Raw genomic sequence first — 20,670 nt, 5'->3', positions numbered from 1 at the left:
TGGCGCTCTCGCCGGGCCGCCGCGCCGCCCGGGTCCCGCTCGGCGCGGCGCTGCGGGCCGAGTGATCAGGTCGTGCGCTGGGCCAGCCGTCCGGCGATGGCCTCGATGAGCAGGTCGAGCCCGAAGTCGAACTCGGCCTCGTGGTCGCACGCCGACAGGTGCGGGGCCAGCGCGCCGATCTCGGGGAACAGCTCGGGATCGACGTCGCCGGGCCTGATCGCCCCGTGGACCGGGGCGAACGTGGGGGTGACCCCGACCTCGCGCAGGAGCGAGCCGATGACGTACGCGATGAAGACCCGGAAGATCTGCACCGCCTCCTGCTCGCCGAACCCCGCCTCGCGGAGCGTCGACAGCGCCCGTTCCACCGGCAGCATGCCGGCCGCCGACTTCAGCTGGCGGCTCACCACGACCATGGTCGAGCGGGGGTGGGTGTGCGCGATCTGCCGGAACGCCTGGGCCTGCATACGCACCCGGCCGGTCCAGGGCGCGGCGGGGTCGTCGGTGAACTCGACCTCCGAGAGAATCGTCTCGGACACCGCGTCGAGCAGGGCCGACTTGTTCGGCACGTGGTTGTAGAGCGACATCACGCCGACTTCCAGGTCGGCGGCGATCCGGCGCATGGAGACGGCGTCGGCGCCCTCGCGTTCGATCAGGTCGATGGCGGCGGCGACGATCCGGCTGCGGTTCAACGGTGGCACGCGACCAGTATTGACCGGCGGTAAGCTGCGTGTCACTGTCGAGACGTACAGCGTACGTACGGGAGGCCCACACGTGTCTACGCACGAGCTCTACACCATCCCCGCGGACCTGCGGACCTGGGACGTCCAGATGGCCGGGTCGGCCCGGTTCACCTGGGAGTACGACGACGGGCGCGACCGCATGCTGGCCCTTTACCAGAAGGGCAAGGACAAGCAGTGGGACTCGGTGAAGCGCGTCGACTGGGGCCTGGAGGTCGACCCCTACGACGTGCTCGGCATTCCCGACGAGACCATCGCGATCTACGACTCGCCGCTGTGGCACCGCATGGACGACCAGACCCGCAAGGAGGTCCGCCGCCACGGGGCCGCCTGGCAGTTCTCCCAGTTCCTGCATGGTGAACAGGGCGCGATGATCTGCTCGGCGCGCATCGTGGAGTCCGTACCCGACCTCGACTCGAAGTTCTACGCGGCCACCCAGACCATGGACGAGGCCCGCCACGCCGAGACCTACGCCCGCTTCCTCCAGGAGAAGGTGGGCCTGGCCTACCCGATCAACCCCCACCTGAAGTCGCTGCTCGACTCGACCCTGAGCGACTCCCGCTGGGACATGCCCTACCTGGGCATGCAGGTCCTCATCGAGGGCCTGGCCCTGGCCGCCTTCGGCGTCATGCGCGACATCACCACCAAGCCCCTGCCGAAGCAGATCCTCGCCTACGTCATGCAGGACGAGGCCCGCCACGTCGCCTTCGGCCGCATGGCGCTGCGCGACTACTACGCCGGTCTGTCGGAGGCCGAACGCCGCGAGCGCGAGGACTTCGTGATCGAGGGCTGCTGGCTGATGCGCGACCGGCTGCGCGGCCGGGAGCAGTGGGAGGCCCTGGGCCTGTCGAAGACCGAGGTCGAAGAGGCCCACAAGCTGGTCGACGAGTCGCGCTACCTGAAGCTGTTCCGCTCGCTGCTGTTCAGCCGCATCGTGCCGTGCGTGAAGGACATCGGCCTGTGGAGCCCCCGGCTCCAGCAGGCCTACGTCGACATGGGCGTCCTCGACATGGCGGGCCAGAACCTCGACGACCTGATGCGCCAGGACGAGGAGATCGCCGAGAAGCTCGACGAGGAGCGCTTCGCCAAAGAGGAGGCCGAGCGCGCCGTCGAGGTCGCCGAGACGATCGCCGCCGCCACGAGCGACTAGCGCCGCACGACCACCTTGCCGATCGACGACCCGGCGCCGACGAGCTGGTGCGCCCGGCGCAGCCCGGCGGCGGTGAAGTCGCCGATCTCGGTGGTCAGCGTCGAGCGCAGGCGGCCCGCGTCGAAGTGGGCGGCGGCCTCGTCGAGCAGGCGTCCCTGGGAGGCCATGTCGGGGGTCTGGTACATGGCGTGGGTGAACATGAACTCCCAGTGCCAGGCGATGCTCTTCGACTTGAGCGGGAACAGGTCGGGATGGTGGTCGTCGATGGCCACGACGTGCCCGAACGGCTTGACGATCTCGGCGTAGGCCTCGATGTTGCCCTCGGAGAAGGGCGAGAAGACCGCCTCGACCCCGTCGGGCGCGACGCTCTTGACCGACTCGACGAGCGCCCGATGGTCGACGATCGCGTCGGCGCCCAGTCCCGTCACCCAGTCGTGGGTCTCCCCCCGCGAGGCCGTGCCGATCACCCGCAGCGAGGTCAGCTGCTTGGCGAGCTGCACGAGCATCGAGCCCACCCCGCCGGGCGCCCCGACGACGAGCAGGGTGCCCGTGGTCCCCGAGTGCGCCCCGAGGTGGGTGAACAGCGACTCCCAGGCGGTGATCGTGGTCAGCGGCACGGCGGCGGCCTGCGCCATGGAGAGGGTCCCGGGCTTGTGCCCGGCGATCCGCGCGTCGACGGCGTGGAGTTCGGCGTTCGCGCCCTGGCGGGTGATGTCGCCGGCGTAGTAGACCTCGTCGCCGATCTCGAACCCGGTGACCTCCGGGCCGGTCCGGACGACGGTCCCGGCGGCGTCGAACCCCAGGATCCGCCGGGCCTCCCCCGCGCCGGCGGCGATCTTCACGTCGGCGGGGTTGACCGACACGGCCTCGACCCGGACGAGCAGGTCGTGCGGGTGGAGCTCGGGCTCGGGCACCTCGACGTCCACGAGGCCGGCCGCGCTGGTGGCGATGGCACGCATAGTCAGCAGGCTATGGACCCGACGGTCACCACCCGGCAAAACGGGTCAGAAGACCACGAAAACGAAGCTGCCGACGACCGCCGCCAGCACCCCGAACCACAGGGTCAGGGCGTCGCCGCCGTGCTCGAACGGACGCTGCCCGTGCAGCGCCTCCTGCACCTGCCGGAACCGCTTTCCCGTACGCAGCAGCGTGACCGCCCCCAGCAGCGCCGCGACCCCGAAGAACGCGATCGCCACGACGGGCCCCGAGGAGCGGGCCGTCACGCCCGCGCCGCCGAGCCCCAGGGTCGACAGCGCGGTGGCGGTGCGGACCCACGCCAGGCGGGTGCGTTCACTCTGGAGGCCGGGATCCCAGCTCTCAGCCGACAAGGATCAGTACCAGGGCCAGCACGGCGACGCCCGCCACGCCGTAGCCGAACAGGGGCGCGAGCCGGGGCGGCGGGAGGGGTTCGGCGCGGCGCAGGGCCGTCTGGACCTTGCGCCAGCGCGGATAGGCGAACGCCGCCGCCATGGCCGAGAGCAGCACCAGGACGACGGCGAGAGTCGTGCGGACCCAGGGGACGAAGAGCTCGGGGGGCACCGCCGCCATGGCGACTCCCCCCGCGCACAGCGCGAGGGAGGTGCTCAGCCACGTGAGGTAGGTGCGTTCGTTCGCCAGGGTGAACCGGGGGTCCGGTTCTTCTCCGTCCATACCGAAAAGGATATTTCACCGCAATTCAGGCATGACTTGCCGGAATAGCTACTCCCCAGCGCAGGCGGACGTGAGGGTCTCGACCCACGCGACGGAGTCGGCGGCGAGCTTCTGGAGGGCGTCGACGGCGTCGTTGGCGTCCTGCACGTTGAACGCGTCGAGCTTGCCCGCGATGTCGTTGGCCGCCTCGGACAGGGTCGTGTTGGCCGCGTCGTTGGCCAGGTTCTCCAGCTTGTTCGCGCCGTCGGCGAGAGCGGTCTCGACGGCCTGTGGGTCGCTCGCGAGGCCGGTCACCTTCTGCACGGTCTCGGTCACGATGCCGGCCGCCTGGATACACTGCTGCGTCTTGTCGATCGCCCCCGTGATCTCGTTGAGCTCACCGCAACCGGTGAGCAGAACGAGCGACAGCGGAACGGCGGCAAGAGGGAGGAGTCGCATGGCCTGGAGCCTAATGCACGCGAACCTGCCCTAAGCGCGCCATCGCAAAGGGGCAGGTCGGAATGTGCCGGATGCGGCGTCGTACGATCAAGAGCATGGGAATGTGCGAACATCTGCAGGTCGCCGGGGACCCGAAGCCGACCTCCCCGCAGGGGTGCGAGGAGTGCCTGCGCGAGGGTACCCGGTGGGTCCACCTGCGCAAGTGTCTTGAATGCGGACATATCGGCTGCTGCGACTCCTCGCCCCGCCGGCATGCCACCGCCCACTACAAGAACTCCGATCACCCGGTCATGCAGTCGTTCGAACCGGGTGAAGCCTGGAAGTGGTGCTTCATCGACAACGTGATGGGTTAGTCGCGCTCAAGGGTGGCCTCTTCGAAGTCGAGCTCCGCCATGATCCGGCGCAGCACCTCGTCGTCGATGCGGCGCTGGTCGCGGAGCCTGATGAAGACCGCCCGCTCGGCGGCGAGCATCTCCCGGCGCAACCGCCGGTAGACGCTCGCGGGCGTCTCCTCGCCCTCGGGCCCGGTGCCGCCGCCGAGCCGCTCCCAGGCCATCCGCGCCACCCGGTCGGACCGGTCGCGGAGCCCCTGCACGACCTCCTCGTGGATGTCGAGGACGCCCTCGGCCACCAGTTCGTCGAGCCGGGCCGTGGCCGCCGCCGCGGCGGCCTGCTGGGCCGCGGCCTCCGACAGGTCGTCTTCGAACCGCTCGCGCTCGTTGGAGATCCCGAGTTTGCGGATCAGCCACGGGAACGACAGCCCCTGGACGACCAGGGTCCCGATCACCACGGCGAAGGTCAGGAACAGCAGCAGATCGCGCTGCGGCACGTCGGCGGGCAGCGCGAAGGCCGCCGCCAGTGACACCACGCCCCGCATCCCGGCCCAGCTGAGCGTGGCCACGTTCTGCCAGGGCACCTTGGGCTCCCGGGCCCGGACCTTCTTGGACAGGATCCTCGGCAGGTAGGCGCTGGGGACCATCCAGACCACCCGGCTCAGCACCGTCACGGCGAACAGCACCAGGGCGTACATGGCGACCGTGGCGGGGTCGTAGCCCTCCAGCCCGGCGATCAGCGGCAGCAGCTGCAGCCCGATCAGGGCGAAGACGATGCCCTCCAGCAGGAAGTCCATCACCTGCCACACGGCGGCCGACAGCAGCCGGGTCCCGTAGGAGGTGCGGCTCATCTGGTGGCCGAGGTAGATGCCCACCACGACCACGGAGATCACGCCCGAGGCGTGCACGACCTCCGCCGCCAGATAGGCGCCCCAGGGCACCAGCAGCGAGATCGAGTTGGCCACCAGGGCGTCGGAGATCCGGGTCAGGATGTGGCCCGCGACGTAGGCGATGGCCAGGCCGATGGCCAGGCCGACGCCCGCGGCGAACAGGAACTGCCCGCCCGCCGCGAGGAAGCTCACCCCGCCGCCCGCGATCACCCCGATCGCGACCCGGTAGGCGGTCAGCGCGGTCGCGTCGTTGAACAGGCTCTCGCCGATCAGCACGGTCATGACCCGGCGGGGCAGGCCCAGCTTGCGTCCGACGGCCACGGCCGCCACGGCGTCGGGCGGCGCCACGATCGCGCCGAAGGCGATCGCCGCCGGGATGGTCAGCTCGGGCACCAGCAGATAGGTCACCGTGGCGACCACGGCGGTGGAGAACAGCACGAGCCCGATCGACAGCAGCATGACCGGCCGCTTCACGTCGCGGAGCCGCAGGTAGGAGCTGTCGAGGGCGGCGGAGTAGAGGAGCGGGGGGAGGAACACGAAGAGCACGATCTCCGGGCTCAGTTCGTATTCCGGCACGAACGGGATGATCGACGCGATCAACCCGGCCAGCACGAGAAGCAGTGGGACATTCCAGTCCATCCGCCGGGCCAGCGCGGAGACCGCGAGCGCCCCGGCGGGGAGGGCCAGCAACTGGAGTACGGTGATCGCTTCCATCAAGCGGTCATCGTATGTCCCCTAACGACTAGCTCCAGTCACGCCTCTCGTCGGCGCCCTCGGGACGGACCCGCTCACCCGTGGAGTACATGGGCGGCTGCCCCTCCACGTAGGGCCGCGAGACCGGGCCGCCGAGGCCCAGCGGGTCGTTGGGGTCGACGCCCTGCTGCGGCGGCGGCGGCTGCTGCTGGTAGCGGGGGTCGGCGTACTGCTGCGGCGGATACTGCTGCTGCCCCGGCGGGACCTGGAACGAGGGGTCGGTCGAGTAGACGGCGCCCTGGGCGTAGCCCTGCGGGTAGGCCTGGGGATCGCCCTGGGCGAACGGCTCCGGCGGGAACGGCGGGGGCGCCTGGACCAGATGGGGGCGCTGCGGCTCCGGCGGGAACTGCTGGTAGGGCTGCTGGGGCGGCATCTGCTGCTGCGGGGGCATCTGCGGCGGCATCGGCGGCTGCTGGACCTGCGGCGGCTGGTAGCTGCCGGTCTGGTAGACCGTCGCGTCGGCCTGGTAGACGTCGCCGGGGAAGGGCTGCTGGTGGTGCTGGGCCGCCTCGGCCTCGGGCTCGGGGTCGAACTGGTAGGCCGGACGGCCCGGGATCGGTGACGGGAACTGGTAGACCGGCTCGGCCGGGACCTGTCCGTCGAACGGCGGGAAGTCGGGCGGCGGGGCCTGGCGGCGCGGCCGCTCACGCGGCGGGGCCTGCTGGTCGACGGCGACGAGGCGGTCGCGCGTGGGGGCGCCCCGGGCGACCAGCACGTCGTTGGGGCCCAGCGCGGCCGGGGCGGCCGGCGCGGGCTGGCCGTAGGCGGGGGTGGCCTCGGGATAGGGGTTGGGGTCATAGCCGACCGGCATGGGCTGCTGTTCCTGCGGGAAGGGCGGGAACGGCTGCTGCTGCGGCATGGGCTGCTGCTCGGGGGCGGGCGGACGCGAGTACTGCCCCGTGCCGGGATATTCACCCGGATAGTCGGCCAGGTCGGGCGCCGGGAAGGGGCCCGTGCCCGGCTGGTCGGGACCGCCCGGCGCGTGCCCGGTGGCCTCGGCGTAGCCGACCTGGAGGGTCTCCAGGAGGCGGCCGACGTCGTCCATGGGCATGCGGAAACTGGCGGTGCACATCTCGCCCCGCCACAGACTGAGGACGAGGGTCCCCTCGTGCCAGGTCACCCGCAGAACGCGGTCCTGACCTCGGGCGTCAAAGAAAACCTCGCCGAAGGATGGCAGCGGGACGACTTCCGACATGACAGACATAGTGCCTTTACCTGCCCTTATCCGTCCACTCGACCTCATGAAACCCTGCAGAAACGCCCGTCTCAGGCATATTGCGGCAGATCCCCAGCGCGAGCCACGGCCGGCCTTCGGCCGTCCGCGTCTCGCTTGGTCGGGTTTCCCCGTTTTGCCCGAGGTAGATCGTCTTTGACCCAGCGCCCCGTGTGGCCAGTGTGCCACGGGAACTCCCCTTCGCACCCCCGAACTCCGGGATGTGGTCCGGCGGTCACGGTCCGATAACAGCACGCTCTTGTCGGTGGCGGGCGCTAGCCTTTCGGGGTGCCGAAATCCGACCTGCCAACCGTAGAAGAGCTGCTCACGATCGCCGTCAGGGAGCTCGGCGGCGCCGAGAGACCCGGGCAGGTCACGATGGCCACGGCGGTCCAGAAGGCGCTCGACAAGCGCGACCATCTCGCAGTTCAGGCGGGCACCGGCACCGGGAAGTCACTGGCCTATCTGGTGCCCGCGATCCGCCACGCGGCGATCTCCGACAGCGCCGTCGTCGTCTCCACGGCGACCATCGCGCTGCAGCGCCAGCTCGTCGACCGCGATCTTCCGAGGCTCGCCGACGCCCTCGAAAAAGAACTCCCGCATCGTCCGGAATTCGCCATTCTTAAGGGCCGTCGCAACTATCTGTGCCGATACAAGTCAACTGTCGGCATGCCCGAAGACGAACAGGATCAGCTTTTCGATCCCCGTGAAGTGAGCGCCACGGGCCGCATGGTCCAGCGCATCCAGGAATGGGCCGAGGAGACCGAGACCGGCGACCGCGACGAGCTCGTGCCGGGCGTGAGCGAGATCGCCTGGCGTCAGTTCTCGGTGTCGGCGCGCGAGTGCCTGGGCGCCCAGCGCTGCCCCAGCGGCGCCGAGTGCTTCGCCGAGCTGGCCCGTGAGCGGGCCGGCATGTCCGACGTGGTGGTGACCAACCACGCGCTGCTCGCCATCGACGCGATGGAAGACTTCCAGGTCCTCCCCGAACACGACGTCGTGGTCGTCGACGAGGCCCACGAGCTGGTCGACCGCGTCACGTCGGTGGTCACCGACGAGCTGTCCGAGTCCACGGCCGGCTTGGCCGCCCGCCGCGCCGGCCGGCTCATCGAGCAGGGCCTCGCCGACCGGCTCCAGGAGGCGGCCGAAGACCTCGGCTCCCTCCTCGCCGCCGCGCCCGCCGGCCGCGTCGACGACCTGCCGCAGTCACTGGGGCTGACCCTGGCGCTCCTGCGCGACGCCGCCTTCGCCTGCATCACCGCCCTGGGCTCCCGCAACGCCGACAAAGACGACCCCGAGGGCGCCGGCGCGAAGAAGGCGGCCTTCACCGCGCTCGACGAGGTCCACGACACCGCGCAGCGGATGCTCGACGCGTTCGGCGCCGAGTCCGAGGTCGACCGGGCCGAGGTGGTGTGGCTGGAGGAGGGTTCCGGCCGGGTCCCCCCGACCCTGCGGGTCGCGCCCCTGTCGGTGGGCGGCATGCTCCGCGACAAGCTCTTCGGCGACCGGACCGTCGTGCTGACCTCGGCCACGCTGGCGCTCGGCGGCACCTTCGACGGCATGGCGGCCCAGTGGGGCCTGGGCAAGAACGACGACTGGAGCGGCCTCGACGTCGGCTCGCCGTTCGACCACGCCCGCGCCGGCATCCTGTACGTCGCCAAGCACCTCCCCCAGCCCGGTCGCGACGGCCTGCCCGACGCCTACATCCAGGAGATGGTCGAACTCGTCGAAGCCGCCGGCGGCCGCACCCTCGGCCTGTTCTCCTCGATGCGCGCCGCCAAGGCGGCGACCGAGGCGCTGCGCGACCGGCTGTCGGTGCCGCTGCTGTGCCAGGGCGACGACTCGACGTCGCTGCTGGTGAAGCAGTTCGCCGCCGACCCCGAGACCTGCCTGTTCGGCACCCTGTCGCTGTGGCAGGGCGTCGACGTGCCCGGCCCGTCGCTGACCTGCGTCATCATCGACCGCATCCCGTTCCCCCGCCCCGACGACCCGCTGACCTCCTCACGGCAGCGCCACGTGGCGGCCAAGGGCGGCAACGGCTTCATGTCGGTCGCGGCCACCCACGCCGCGCTATTGCTCGCCCAGGGCGCCGGCCGGCTGCTGCGCTCGATGGACGACCGGGGCGTCATCGCCGTCCTCGACCCCCGCCTGGCGACAGCGCGTTACAGCGGCTTCCTGCTGAACTCGCTGCCGCCCTACTGGCGGACGACCGACCCCGCGGTGGTCCGGGCGGCGCTGAAGCGGCTCACGTCCTGACGACCGGCACCACCGGGTCGCCGACCGCGAGCTCGCCGAGGTTCCTCGGGACCAGTCGGATGCCGAACCAGGTCTTGCCGTCCCACCTGCGGTGTTTGGCCAGAGTGCGCAGGGGTTCCTTGCCGCGCTCCCGGGTGTCGGGGTCCCAGAGGGTGACGAAGCAGCGGTCGCACAGTTCGGACACGCGGAAGTCGACGTCGCCGATGCGGACCGACGTCCAGGTGTCCTCCTCGAACGGCTCGAACCCCTCGACGACCACGCTCGGCCGGAACCGCGCGACGTCGAGCGGCCGGGGAGCCTCCTCCTGCCGCTCGATGGCGCCCTCGGCGATCCAGTCGTCGAGGCGGGTCAGCGAGTCGCGGGTGACGAGCAGCAGCGGGGCGTCCCAGGCGAAACTGACGACCTCGCCGGGCAGCCCGCCGTGGTAGTCGACGATGTGCCGCCGGTTGGGGTCGTCGAGGTACACGAGTCTGGCCGGTTTGCCCAGAAGACGGGTGAACCATTCATGGGCGTCGTCGTGCGCGAGCATGGCCTCGTCGAGCCCGTGGAAGTAGACGGGCACAAGCGGCCCGTCGGCGGGCGGCACCCTGAGCTCGTCGAGCCCCGGGGCGTTGAGGATCAGCCCGCCCTCCGGGGTGTTGACGGCCCGGACGGCGAGATACTCGGGATTCTCACCTGACCAGTAGCCGTCCCCCTTGTCGTCGACGACGGCCCACCGGCGGTCGCCTTCGAGACCCCACGGGAGGACCTGGGCACGGTCGAGCCGGATACCGGTCACCGACTTGACGGGATAGATCCGGATGTCGGAGAGCTTCATCAGTCGACTGTAAGAGAAAGCGCTCTCCCGATCACGTGGGATTCACCCGCGCGGCGCGGGCCTGCAGCGCATAGCTGATCCGGACGGAACGATATCGCGCACCGTCGGTGACACTTTCGGGCAGATTCTCCCGGTTGGTGCCGGACGCCGCTTGGTCGTCGCCGTGGAACTCGACCTGATGATCGGGCGCGACCTTGACCTCAAGGTCGTCGGCCTCGACCTCGGCGGCCATCACGATGTCGGCCCGGGCGATGTCTTCGTCGCTTGGACGGCCGCTCACGGGGGCCTCCCCAGCTTGCCGAGGCGCCGCATGCCGGCGAGCAACGCGGCATGGCGGAGCTCCTTCAACGCGCCGCCGAGTGTCTGGTTGGCCCGGTCGGGGCGTTCTCGACGCCAGTGCTCGGCCTTCTCTTGGGCGTGATCCTTGGTCTTCGGCCCGGGCTGACCTTCTCCCTCCGGCTTCCCGGCTTGGCCCTCGGCCTTCAGCCCCTCGGTCTGGCCTTCATCAGTCGTCTCTGCAGCCGGGCCTCCTGATCGCGGTGTCTCAGCCAGGCCTTGTCCTCTTGGCTCGCCTGCCTGGCCTCCGCCTTCCTGCCCTTTGGTTGGACCTTCTGCTTTTGTCGGCGCAGGTCGGCCTTCTGCGCTTGGATTCTCCGCCTCGCCTCCGCTTTTGGACTCCGCCGCGCTGACCACCTCTCCCTCGTCTTCGGGAGTGCCTTCTGCGGGTGACTTCTCGGCCGGGCTCTCGCCTCTGGTGCGGAGTTCTCCAGCCGTGTCGTCGGTCCGACGTTCGGCGTCCGTCTCGTCGCGCCGATCGTCAGAGGTTGGCTCCTCAGCGCCGGGTTCATCTGCCGGCTCTCCCGCACGGCCTTCTGCGCCCGGCTTTTCCGCCCGGCCGCCTGTTTGCGGCTCCTCAGCCCGGACTGCTTCTCCGTCCAGGTGCTTGGCCGGTCCTTCTTCCGCCTCTTCTGGCCGGTGCTCCTCAGGCTGCCCGTCTTCGGTCGGGGAGTCGGTCTGCCGACTCACTCCGCCCGCGCCGTTGCCGAGAGCCGACCCGGCTTGCGCGTCAGCCGCCTCTTCGCCAATGCCGGAATCTGCCTCAGGCGCCTCCTCCGTCGGAGATCGGGAAACGCTCTCTTCCTGGGAACCCTGGCCTTGATCAGCTCTGGCTCCAGATCGCCGTCGGTCCTCGACCACAGTGCCGGTGAGCACGTCGTCCTCGTCACCAGCCTCGCCGGAGGCCTGATCGGCCCGACTTGCTCCAGGCCGCTCGTCGGCCACCTGATCGGCCTGCCCCGAACCGGCATCACGCGTCTGAGCGGCCTGAGCGCCTTCGGCGCTACCGCGGGAAGCCTGTTCGCCTGGCCGCCCAGCGCCTTCACCCGCGCCGCCGACGGCCTGACCAGCACTGTCGCTCACCTGGCCCACGGTCTCCCCGGCGCTTTGGCCGGCTCCCGCTCCCGCCTCTTCGGTCGCCTTACCGGCGCCTTCGCCGACGTCGCTCACAGCGCGACCCGTGCCTGCGCCAACTGATTCGCCCGCCTCACCGGCGCCCTCGCCGACTGATTCGGCTGCCTTACCAGCACCCGCGCCCACATCGCCGACCGCCTCGCCCGCGCCTTCGCCGACTTCGCTGGCCGCATTACCGGCACCTTCGCCGACCTCGCCGACCGCGTGACCCGCGCCCTTGCCGACATCGCCGACCGCCTCACCGGCACCCTCACCGACCTCACCGACCGCATGACCAGCGCCCTTGCCGACATCGCCGACCGCCTCACCGGCACCCTCACCGACCTCACCGACCGCATGACCGGCGCCCGCGCCGACATCGCTGACCGCGTGGCCCGCACCCGAGCCCACGTCGCGGACCGCGTCGCCTGCCCCTGAGCCGACGTCGCTGACGGCGCTGCTCGCGCCCTTGCCGATCTCGCCGACGGCCTGGCCGGCGCCGGCGCCGATCTGTTCGGTCGCGTTGCCCAGGCCCCGGGTCAGGTGTTCGAGGATCTGCGGGTTGTGGTCGAGGGTCTGCAGGACGTCGCCGACGATTCTGGCGACGTTGTCCAGGCGTACCTTGAGCAGGGCCTGGGCCTGGACGCCCTTGATGGACAGGTCGACCTCGCCCAGGGACACGTCCGCCCCGACGTTGAGTTTGAGCAGGTCCAGGACCTCGGCGCTGACGCTGACCCGGGCCTTGAGGTCGGCGACCCGCAGGGTGATCTCGTCGACGCTGAGGTTCGGTACGTCGAGGTAGACGTCCGGGTCCTCGTCAGCCACGAGCGCTCACCTGGCCCTCGGGGACTCTCTCTTCCTCTTCGCCGTCTTCCCGGGCGGTCTCTTCGGTCTCTTCTTCGGGCTCGGCGGACTCTTCGCCCTCCTCCGGCGCCTCGGGTTCCTCGCCCGAGCCGGGCGGGGGCGCTTCGGGTGACTCGGTCGCCTGTTCGGTCTGGTCGGCCTGCTCGGCCTCCCTTTCCCGCCGCTCCTGCTCGTCCTTCTCCTGGTTCCGTTCCCTCGACCCTTCGACGACCTCGCCGTCGTGGATCTCGCCCCGCCAGCCCTGGAGATCGTCGGGCGGCTTGAGGAGGGTCTGGTTCATGACGTACCGGCGGAAGTGCTTCAGTTCCAGCCGGGCGCGGCGGCCCTGGGCACGCCAGATGTTGCCGGTCTTCTCGAACAGGCCCTGCGGGTGGTATTCCAGCGTGACCAGCATCCGGGTCATGTTGGGGGCCAGGCCGCTGAAGGACACGGCGCCGTCGACGTGGCCCTTGGCGCCGTGGGAGCGCCAGATGATGTGGTCGTCGGGGACCTGGTCGATGATGTCGGCCTGCCAGGTGCGGTGCGACCAGAAGACCTGGGCCTTCCACGTCATCTTCTGGTCTTCGTCCTGGCGGACGCTCTCGACCTTCTTCATGAAGGACGGGAACTCCTCGAACTGGGTCCACTGGTCGTAGACGGTCCGCAGGGGCGCGCCGATGTCGATCGCCTCGACGATGTTGACGACCTTCCGGCCGCCCTTGCCCTTGCCGCCCTTTCCGGTGATGGCCTTGAAGATCTCGGAGACGCCCTTGATGCCGTGCCCGATGCGCTTGAAGATGCCTTCCTTCTTCTCCTCGCCCTGTTCGCCCTCGCCCTTGGACTTGGACTCCTTCGAGCCGCCCAGGCCCAGGCCCGCCAGGCCGCCCGTCTCCCCGGTGGCGTAGTTCGTCAGGCGGTCGGTGAGGTCGCCGACTTTGCCCTTGAGCGTGCCGGTCACCTTGCCGGTGAGCTTGTGGACGCCGCGCTTGCCGGCCGCGCCGAGCATGCCGCCGACTTCCTTGCCGAGTCTGCCGAGGGGCGATGCCGTCTTGGTGTCCGTCATGCGTCCTCCTCAGTGGAGGTCTTCTCGGAGGTCTTCGTGTCGGCCTTCTCGGCGGTCTTGGTGCCGAGCGGGCTGCGCAGCCGTTCCGCCTTGTCGTGGATGCGGTCGCTCAGCTGGTTGATCGGGCCGGTGGTCGCCGCGGTGGCGGCGGCGCGGCCGGCCTCCATGAGGTCGGTCTGCAGCTTCCCGGCGAGCTCTTCCAGTTCGGGCGAGCCGAGGCTCTTGAGGCCCTTCCCCAGCAGGCTCTTGGGCCGGAGCGCTCCGGCGAGACCTCCCACGGCGACGGCGGTCGCGAGCGCGAGTTTGTGGTTGCGGCCGAAGTAATAGCCGAGGGCGATGCCCACGGCGAGTTTCCCCTGACTTGCCTTCATCACTGTCCCCCTTCCGGAATTCCCCTCCCCGGAAAGCGGACAGTGCACCTCAAGCGCGCTTCAAATTAGTCGAAAGGTGACAAATCTGGACGTTTTGGCGTCACGTTGTCTCCCGACGACCTGCCGCGCAGGCGGCGCAGCACCCACGGGGCCAGGTGTTCGCGCAGCCACTCGGCGTCCTCCCGGCGCTTCACCCGGGGGTCGACCTTGTCGCGGGGCGGCCAGCTGAACCGCCATTCCTGCCCCGGTACGCCCAGCACGTCGAGCACCTTGGCCGCGACCAGGCGGTGTCCGTGCTCGTTCATGTGCAACCGGTCGTCGCTCCAGGCCCGCCAGTCGCGCAGGCCCTGCATCGACCACTGGTCGACCAGGCGGCAGCCGTAGAGGTCGGCGATCGAACGGACGTGCAGGTAGAAGGTCGCGAACGTGCCCCGGGCGCGGCGCATGATCGGGGTGTCGCGCGGGTCGACGCCGGTGAAGACCACCACGTCGGCGCCGGTCTCGCGCAGCGACCTGACCGCCCCGGCGAAGGTCTTGGCCATCTTGTCGGGGTCGCTGCCGGGGCGCAGCAGGTCGTTGCCGCCGGCGCAGAAGCTGACCAGGTCGGGACGCATCTCGATCGCCCTCGGCACCTGTTCGGCCACCACCTGGCCGAGCAGGCGGCCGCGGACCGCGAGGTTGGCGTACGTGAAAGAGGGGTTCTGGGCGGCCAGGGTCTCGGCGACCCGGTCGGCCCAGCCACGATAGGAACCGTTCACGCCCGGGTCGTTGAGGCCCTCGGTGAAACTGTCGCCGAGGGCGACGAACGACCCGTACATCTCACATCTCCGCGATGGCTCGCAAGGCCAGAACATAGGACTGCACGCCGAAACCGGCGATCGTGCCGTTGGCGACGGCCGCCACGACCGAGGTGTGGCGGAACTCCTCCCGGGCGGCCGGGTTGGAGATGTGCACCTCGATCAGCGGCGCGGTGCGCTGGGCGAGCGCGTCGCGCAGCGCGTAGCTGTAGTGGGTGAACGCCGCCGGGTTGAGGATCACCGGGGTGCGGGAGTCGGCCGCGCCGTGGATCCAGCCGACCATCTCGGCCTCGTCGTCGGTCTGCCTGACCTCGACCGACAGGCCCAGCTCGCGACCGGCGGTCTCGCAGATCTCCACCAGGTCCTTGAACGTGGTGGCGCCGTAGACGTCGGGTTCGCGGGTGCCCAGGCGGCCCAGGTTGGGGCCGTTCAGCACCAGGACGTCACGCATGGGGGCCTCCGCTCACCGCCCGGTAGGCGGCCTCCAGCAACTCCTCGGACGGATCTTCGAGCCGGGACGGCTCGGCCAGCCCGTCGAGCACGACGAACCGGAGCTTGGCCCCCCGGGCCTTCTTGTCGATCTTCATGTGCTCACGCAACCGGGGCCAGGCGTCGTCACGGTAAACCGTGGGCAGACCGACCGAGGTCAGAATCGAACGGGTGCGCGCCACCAGGTCGGCCCGCCCGGCCAGACGGCCGAGTTCGGCGGCGTAGACGAGGCCGATGGCCACCGCCTCGCCGTGGCGGATGGTGTAGTTCTCGACCCGCTCGATGGCGTGGGCCAGGGTGTGGCCGTAGTTGAGGATCTCGCGCAGCCCGCTCTCTTTCAGGTCGGCGCCGACGACGTCGGCCTTGACCTGGATCTTGCGCTCGATCAGCTCGCGGGTGTGGACGCCCTCGGGGTGGCGGGCGGCGTCGGGGTCGGCCTCGACCAGCCGGAGGATCTCGGGATCGGCGATGAACCCGCCCTTGATCGTCTCGGCCAGCCCGGCGACGTAGTCGTCGCGCGGCACGCCGACCAGCGTCGCGAGGTCGCACAGCACGCCCGCCGGGGGGTGGAACGACCCGACGAGGTTCTTGCCCTCGGGGGTGTTGATGCCGGTCTTGCCGCCGACGGCGGCGTCGACCATGGCCAGCAGCGTCGTGGGGACCTGGACGACCCGCACCCCGCGCAGCCACGTGGCGGCCGCGAACCCGGCCAGGTCGGTGGTGGCCCCGCCGCCGACGCCGACCACGACGTCGGTCCGGGTCATGCCGTGCCGCCCGAACGCCGACCACAGCGACGAGAGCACGTGGACGTCTTTGGCCGCCTCGGCGTCGGGCACCGGGATGGCCAGCACGTCGTATCCGGCCTTCTCCAGGACGCCCGTCACCGGCCCCGCGAGCTCGGGCAGGGTGACCGGGTGGATGACGGCGACCGTGCGGGCCTTGTCGCCCACCAGGCCGGGCAGCTCGCCGAGGATGCCGGTGCCGACGACGACGTCGTAGGGGCTGTCGCCGAAGACGGGGATGCGGGTGACGGTCACTCGGCCTCCGGCTGGAGCTCGGCCTTGATCTGGTCGGCCACCACGTCGGCCTCCAGGTCGTCGGTGGCGACGGTGAGGACCGCGAGGCCCTCGTACAGGGGACGGCGTTCTTCCATCAGCTTGCGCAGCTGGCTGCGGGGGTTGAGGACCAGCAGCGGGCGGGCCGAGGCCAGGCCGACGCGCTTGACCGCCTGGTCGAGGCCGACCTTCAGGTAGACCACGGTGTGGCCGGCCAGCAGCTCGCGGGTCGCGGCGTCGAGGATCGAGCCCCCGCCGAGGGCCAGCACGCCCTCGTGCTCGGCCAGCGCCTTGGCGACCGCCGCCGCTTCGAGCGCGCGGAACGCCTCTTCGCCGTCTTCGACGAAGATGTCGCCGATCGGCTTGCCCGCGACCTGCTCGACGTCGGCGTCGGTGTCACGGAAGCCGACGCCGAGGCGTTCGGCCAGGAACTCACCGGTGGTCGACTTGCCGGACCCCGGCGGGCCGATCAGCACCACGACAGGCATGCACGCTCCCCCTACTTGATGATCAGCGAGGACAGGTAGCCGGAGACGTTGCGGGCCACCTCCTCGACGGAGTCGCCGCCGAACTTCTCGGCGGCGGCGTCGGCCAGCACCAGCGCGACCATGGCCTCGGCGACGATCGCGGCGGCCGGCACGGCGCACACGTCGGAGCGCTCGTGGTGGGCCTTGGCGGCCTCGCCGGTGACCACGTCGATGGTGGCCAGCGCCCTCGGCACGGTCGAGATCGGCTTCATGGCGGCGCTGACCCGCAGCGGCTCGCCGTTGGTCATGCCGCCCTCGACGCCGCCGGCCCGGTTGGTGATGCGCCGGACGCCGTTCTCGGTGTTCTCGATCTCGTCGTGGGCGCGCGACCCGGGACGGCGGGCGGTCTCGAAGCCGTCGCCGACGCCGACGCCCTTGATCGCCTGGATGCCCATGAGGGCGGCGGCGAGCCGGGCGTCGAGGCGGCGGTCCCAGTGGGTGTAGCTGCCCAGGCCCGGCGGCAGGCCGTAGGCGACGACCTCGACGACGCCGCCGAGGGTGTCGCCCTCTTTGTGGGCCTTGTCGATCTCGGCGACCATCGCGGCGCTGCCCTCGGGGTCGAAGCAGCGGACCGGGTCGTCGTCGATGCGGGCCAGGTCGGCGGGGGTCGGCAGCTCGGCCGACGGGGTCACGGCCGACCCGATCGACACGACGTGGCTGACGATCTCGACGCCGAGGGCCTGCTTGAGGAAGTTCTTGGCGACCTGGCCGAGCGCCACGCGGGCGGCCGTCTCACGGGCGCTGGCCCGGTCGAGGACGGGCCGGGCGTCGTCGAAGCCGTATTTCTGCATGCCGGCGAGGTCGGCGTGGCCGGGGCGGGGCCGCGACCGGGGCGCGTTGCGGGCGAGCCCTTCGAGGACGGCGGGGTCGACCGGGTCGGCCGCCATCACCTGCTCCCACTTGGGCCACTCGGTGTTGCCGACGCGGATGGCGACCGGCGAGCCGAGTGTGCGGCCGTGGCGGACGCCGCCCGAGATGGTCAGTTCGTCTTGCTCGAACTTCATGCGGGCGCCGCGCCCGTAGCCGAGACGCCGGCGGCGCAGGGCCTCCTCGAGCTCGGATGTGGTGATCTCCACCCCGGCGGGCAGGCCCTCGAGGATCGCGATGAGTTCGGGGCCGTGGGACTCCCCGGCGGTCAACCAGCGCAGCATGGGACCAAGTCTTTCAGATGTGCGGTTAAGCTCCCGCCAGCAGTGCCGCCAGCGCGCCCGCGATCATAGCCGGACCGAAGGGGAACTCGCTGGTCCGGGTGCCTTTCCGGGTGATAAGCAGCCCTAATGCCCACAGCCCGCCGAGCAGCTGGCCGCCCACTCCGGCGATGACGGCGGCGTCGACGCCGACCGCCCCGGCCACGAGCCCGACGAGCCCCGCCAGCTTCACGTCGCCGAACCCGATCCCGGACGGCCGCCCGAACCACAGGACGAGATAGATCCCGGCCATGGCCAGCCCGCAGGCGGCGGCGACCATCAGCCGCCCGGTGGGGGCGAGCGCGACCAGCAGCACCGGGTAGGCGGGCAGCGTCACGACGTCGGGCAGCCGCCACGTGCGCAGATCGGTGATTGTGAGGACGACCCCCGCCCAGGCCGCCAGCAGCAGCGCCGGGACCAGCTCGGGCGTCGGGGCGTATCGCCAGGCGAGGACCCCGAACAGCAGCCCTGTCACCGCCTCGACGACGAAGGGCGGACGCGGCACCGGCACGACCCCGACGGCGTGGCGTAAGGCCGCGAGCGCCTCTTTGCGCGTGTCGTCGGGCTCGGGCACGAACCCTCCGGCGAGCTCGCGCGCGTAACGCCCCGCGACCACGCCGAGCAGCGCGAGCAGCCCCCAAGACAACACGCGGCCGACCCTAACCGGTCAACGGCGCGCACGGTCCCGATACGCGTTACGAGTGTGGAAACCCCATGCGCCGCCACCAGTTCCTCTTCTTCGGCAGGCGCGTCACGACTGTGAAGATCCCTTACGGCGCCACCAGCTCTTCTTCGGCGGCGCGGCCTCGAAGCGGGCCACCGTCACCCCCGGCACGTCGACGTCGAGGTTCCGGCGCGCGGCGGCGTCCTCGATGGCGGCCATGGCGTGCAGCATGGACCCTTCGACCGCGAACGGGGCCGGGCCCGCGACGTCGATGACGACGGCCGCGGCCTGCTCGTGCACGGCCGCCTTGCAGACCTGCGACGCGGATGCCTGGATGGGCCGTGCGTCGGCCCGCCACCGGGCGAGCGCCTCGACACCGGTGAACGCGAGCACGGCCATCCGGCCGTCCTGCCCGACGAGCTTGGGGAGAGCCATCTCGCTCTCCTTCTCCCGCTTGAGCCCGTCTTCGCCGACCTCGGCCTCGGTGAGGAGCGCCACGACGGGCACGAGCAGCCGGGCCGGTCCGAGGGCGGTCAGGACGTCGGCGACGGTGGCGGCCCCGGTCTGGAAGCCGGCCAGTGTCTCGGCCAGCGCGGCGTCGGCCCGCCCGTCGTCGTCGGGCACCAGGGGCTGCGGAATCGAAGGCACGAAGGGCGAGGATACCCGCCCGGCCGTGACGGCGCCCGCCACTGTGGGCGGCGGGCGGAGCCCAGTAGTCGATCGAGCCCGGTGATCTTCAGCGGGCGGGCGCTGTGATCGGTCACCCGGTCAGGGGCGAAAGCCCCGCCCGCTGCCGCTCCGCTCGGACCGGCCCGGACCAGAGCGCCAGTCCAGAACCCGGTGCGGGCCCTGCCCGGCGAAGCCGAAGGGAAAGTCCACGGCCGGTCTCAGTTCCTCGACCACGCCGCCGCGCAACCGCAACGGCCAGGGATGACCGGCGTTGACGAACTGGGTGCCGGTTCCGTCCAGCGCGATGCGCAGCAACTGGCCGGTGGCGAAGGTACTCCGGCCGTGATCCAGCAGGGCCTGGTGGATCCCGCCTGCCCCGCGAGATCCGCTCCGCTTCGGCGGGCGCCGCGTGAGGCGTTGACCAGCAAAGTGGCCATGAGCGCGGCGTTGACGTCGTGGCCCATGGCGTCGGTGATGGACAGGTGCAGGGTGTCGTGGTCGAGGCTGTAGTCGTAACTGTCACCGGCGATGTCGGAGGCCGGGACCAACGCCGCGGCGACGGCGAACTGCGCCGCCTCGCAGAAAGCGGCCGAGGGCAGCAGCTGGCGCTGGATCTCCGCCGCCAGGCTGACCGTGGTGGTGCGGTTGCCCCAGTGATACAGGTCGGTGAAGCGCCGGTCGGTGACGATGATGTACGCCAGCGCATGCGCGGCCTCTTCAACCTGCTCCAGCACGTCCTGGGTGACCCGGGTCAGGAACAGCTCCAGGACTCCGATGGTGTCACCGCGGTTGGTCACCGGGGCCAGGACCCGCTGCCCGTGCTCGTCCACGGGAGCCTGTGTCAGCTTCTGGGTGCGCAGGACGTCGTCATAGACGGTGCTGCCGGCCGGGGGGACCTGTTCGGCGCGGCGCTCCTGTTCGGAAGCCGCCTCCTCGTTGACCCGCAACAGGCGCCGGCCGACGACGTCGAGGAACAGGAATGACACGTATCGCGCGCCGAACCGGTCACGCAGATTGCGCGCCACCACGTCCAGAGAGGCTACCGGCGCGGCATCCTCCGCTGCTGCCAGCACCTCGGCCAAGCCGAGCCGATCACGCGCCAAGCCTGCTCCCCACGTCCCCCCGTCCCGCCGCAGGACAAGCATCCCCTGCGACACCTGCTTCGGGCTCGGGTTTCTCATACCGCTGGTGCTAGTTGTACTCGGCCATCAGGTTGGTGACTCGCCGGAGCTGATGCTTGATCAAATGGAAGACCTCCGGATGTGGTGGAGATTGCCGTCATCACCATCCCGGAGGTCTTCATGGCCCACGCTAACGCCCGCC

At 70.7% G+C, this 20,670-nt stretch carries 24 protein-coding genes; 3 read left to right on the top strand and 21 right to left on the bottom strand.

Going from position 1 to position 20,670, the window contains the following annotated elements:
- Nucleotides 1-65 precede the first annotated feature (65 nt).
- Nucleotides 66-698: a TetR/AcrR family transcriptional regulator C-terminal domain-containing protein gene (locus FDA94_RS37725; protein WP_137251814.1), complete on the bottom strand. Its 633-nt coding sequence runs from the start codon at nt 696-698 to the stop codon at nt 66-68.
- A gap of 73 nt (nt 699-771) precedes the next feature.
- On the opposite strand from FDA94_RS37725, the gene FDA94_RS37720 reads away from it, so the two are divergent.
- The gene (locus FDA94_RS37720) at nt 772-1,887 is read left to right on the top strand and encodes a ferritin-like domain-containing protein (protein ID WP_137251813.1); all 1,116 of its coding nucleotides are present in this window, start codon (nt 772-774) and stop codon (nt 1,885-1,887) included.
- Here the strand turns inward: FDA94_RS37720 and FDA94_RS37715 are convergent.
- Genes FDA94_RS37715 through FDA94_RS37700 form a run of 4 tightly spaced genes read right to left on the bottom strand, consistent with a single transcriptional unit; the run spans nt 1,884 to nt 3,975 of the window.
- Nucleotides 1,884-2,846, bottom strand: a complete 963-nt coding sequence (locus FDA94_RS37715; RefSeq protein ID WP_137251812.1) for a zinc-binding alcohol dehydrogenase family protein — start codon at nt 2,844-2,846, stop codon at nt 1,884-1,886. The genes FDA94_RS37720 and FDA94_RS37715 overlap by 4 nt on opposite strands.
- A 45-nt stretch (nt 2,847-2,891) precedes the next feature.
- Entirely contained in the window at nt 2,892-3,215 is a 324-nt protein-coding gene (locus tag FDA94_RS37710; RefSeq protein WP_137251811.1) for a DUF202 domain-containing protein, read from the bottom strand.
- Nucleotides 3,205-3,537: a YidH family protein gene (locus FDA94_RS37705; protein ID WP_062333802.1), complete on the bottom strand. Its 333-nt coding sequence runs from the start codon at nt 3,535-3,537 to the stop codon at nt 3,205-3,207. The genes FDA94_RS37710 and FDA94_RS37705 overlap by 11 nt, the downstream gene beginning before the upstream one ends.
- A 48-nt stretch (nt 3,538-3,585) precedes the next feature.
- Nucleotides 3,586-3,975, bottom strand: a complete 390-nt coding sequence (locus FDA94_RS37700; RefSeq protein WP_137251810.1) for a hypothetical protein — start codon at nt 3,973-3,975, stop codon at nt 3,586-3,588.
- 95 nt (nt 3,976-4,070) lie between these two features.
- On the opposite strand from FDA94_RS37700, the gene FDA94_RS37695 reads away from it, so the two are divergent.
- Nucleotides 4,071-4,328: a ubiquitin carboxyl-terminal hydrolase 14 gene (locus FDA94_RS37695; protein ID WP_030454248.1), complete on the top strand. Its 258-nt coding sequence runs from the start codon at nt 4,071-4,073 to the stop codon at nt 4,326-4,328.
- On the opposite strand, the gene FDA94_RS37690 is transcribed toward FDA94_RS37695, so the two are convergent.
- A complete protein-coding gene (locus FDA94_RS37690) occupies nt 4,325-5,911 on the bottom strand; it encodes a Na+/H+ antiporter (RefSeq protein ID WP_137251815.1) in 1,587 nt (528 codons plus the stop codon). The genes FDA94_RS37695 and FDA94_RS37690 overlap by 4 nt on opposite strands.
- Before the next feature lie 28 nt (nt 5,912-5,939).
- The gene (locus FDA94_RS37685) at nt 5,940-7,145 is read right to left on the bottom strand and encodes a hypothetical protein (protein ID WP_137251809.1); all 1,206 of its coding nucleotides are present in this window, start codon (nt 7,143-7,145) and stop codon (nt 5,940-5,942) included.
- Between the two features lie 306 nt (nt 7,146-7,451).
- On the opposite strand from FDA94_RS37685, the gene FDA94_RS37680 reads away from it, so the two are divergent.
- Entirely contained in the window at nt 7,452-9,416 is a 1,965-nt protein-coding gene (locus FDA94_RS37680) for an ATP-dependent DNA helicase (protein ID WP_137251808.1), read from the top strand.
- Here FDA94_RS37680 and FDA94_RS37675 read toward each other — a convergent pair.
- The 14 genes from FDA94_RS37675 to FDA94_RS41280 form a co-directional block, all read right to left on the bottom strand.
- Nucleotides 9,406-10,233, bottom strand: coding sequence for an MOSC domain-containing protein (locus tag FDA94_RS37675; RefSeq protein ID WP_137251807.1), 828 nt, complete (start codon nt 10,231-10,233; stop codon nt 9,406-9,408). The genes FDA94_RS37680 and FDA94_RS37675 overlap by 11 nt on opposite strands.
- Nucleotides 10,234-10,264: 31 nt before the next feature.
- Nucleotides 10,265-10,513 (bottom strand): hypothetical protein, encoded by a 249-nt coding sequence (locus tag FDA94_RS37670; RefSeq protein ID WP_137251806.1) that lies wholly within the window; start codon nt 10,511-10,513, stop codon nt 10,265-10,267.
- On the bottom strand, nt 10,510-12,507 hold the full coding sequence (locus tag FDA94_RS41290) for a hypothetical protein (protein WP_212735691.1): 1,998 nt from the start codon (nt 12,505-12,507) through the stop codon (nt 10,510-10,512). Before FDA94_RS41290 ends, FDA94_RS37670 begins: the two co-directional genes overlap by 4 nt.
- On the bottom strand, nt 12,500-13,588 hold the full coding sequence (locus FDA94_RS37660; RefSeq protein ID WP_137251805.1) for an SRPBCC family protein: 1,089 nt from the start codon (nt 13,586-13,588) through the stop codon (nt 12,500-12,502). Before FDA94_RS37660 ends, FDA94_RS41290 begins: the two co-directional genes overlap by 8 nt.
- A complete protein-coding gene (locus tag FDA94_RS37655) occupies nt 13,585-13,959 on the bottom strand; it encodes a hypothetical protein (RefSeq protein ID WP_137251804.1) in 375 nt (124 codons plus the stop codon). The genes FDA94_RS37660 and FDA94_RS37655 overlap by 4 nt, the downstream gene beginning before the upstream one ends.
- A gap of 65 nt (nt 13,960-14,024) precedes the next feature.
- Entirely contained in the window at nt 14,025-14,777 is a 753-nt protein-coding gene (locus FDA94_RS37650; RefSeq protein WP_137251803.1) for an SGNH/GDSL hydrolase family protein, read from the bottom strand.
- Nucleotide 14,778: 1 nt separating this feature from the next.
- On the bottom strand, nt 14,779-15,207 hold the full coding sequence (gene aroQ, locus FDA94_RS37645; protein ID WP_137251802.1) for a type II 3-dehydroquinate dehydratase: 429 nt from the start codon (nt 15,205-15,207) through the stop codon (nt 14,779-14,781).
- Nucleotides 15,200-16,282: a 3-dehydroquinate synthase gene (gene aroB / locus FDA94_RS37640; protein ID WP_137251801.1), complete on the bottom strand. Its 1,083-nt coding sequence runs from the start codon at nt 16,280-16,282 to the stop codon at nt 15,200-15,202. The genes aroQ and aroB overlap by 8 nt, the downstream gene beginning before the upstream one ends.
- Nucleotides 16,279-16,788, bottom strand: coding sequence for a shikimate kinase (locus tag FDA94_RS37635; RefSeq protein WP_137251800.1), 510 nt, complete (start codon nt 16,786-16,788; stop codon nt 16,279-16,281). The genes aroB and FDA94_RS37635 overlap by 4 nt, the downstream gene beginning before the upstream one ends.
- An 11-nt stretch (nt 16,789-16,799) precedes the next feature.
- Nucleotides 16,800-17,978 (bottom strand): chorismate synthase, encoded by a 1,179-nt coding sequence (aroC, locus tag FDA94_RS37630; protein WP_137251799.1) that lies wholly within the window; start codon nt 17,976-17,978, stop codon nt 16,800-16,802.
- Nucleotides 17,979-18,003: 25 nt separating this feature from the next.
- Complete coding sequence (locus FDA94_RS37625) at nt 18,004-18,663, bottom strand: prepilin peptidase (protein WP_137251798.1); 660 nt, start codon at nt 18,661-18,663, stop codon at nt 18,004-18,006.
- 102 nt (nt 18,664-18,765) lie between these two features.
- Nucleotides 18,766-19,326: an SseB family protein gene (locus FDA94_RS37620; RefSeq protein ID WP_137251797.1), complete on the bottom strand. Its 561-nt coding sequence runs from the start codon at nt 19,324-19,326 to the stop codon at nt 18,766-18,768.
- A gap of 120 nt (nt 19,327-19,446) precedes the next feature.
- Nucleotides 19,447-19,662 carry a hypothetical protein gene (locus tag FDA94_RS41285; RefSeq protein WP_281286703.1) on the bottom strand — a complete coding sequence of 72 codons (216 nt, stop codon included), beginning with the start codon at nt 19,660-19,662 and terminating at the stop codon, nt 19,447-19,449.
- Entirely contained in the window at nt 19,566-20,450 is an 885-nt protein-coding gene (locus FDA94_RS41280; RefSeq protein ID WP_281286702.1) for a PP2C family protein-serine/threonine phosphatase, read from the bottom strand. Before FDA94_RS41280 ends, FDA94_RS41285 begins: the two co-directional genes overlap by 97 nt.
- Nucleotides 20,451-20,670: the final 220 nt, after the last annotated feature.

This window comes from Herbidospora galbida, from assembly GCF_005233835.1.
Classification (GTDB): Bacteria; Actinomycetota; Actinomycetes; order Streptosporangiales; family Streptosporangiaceae; genus Herbidospora; species Herbidospora galbida.
This window is presented reverse-complemented; position numbering and strand designations above follow the sequence as displayed.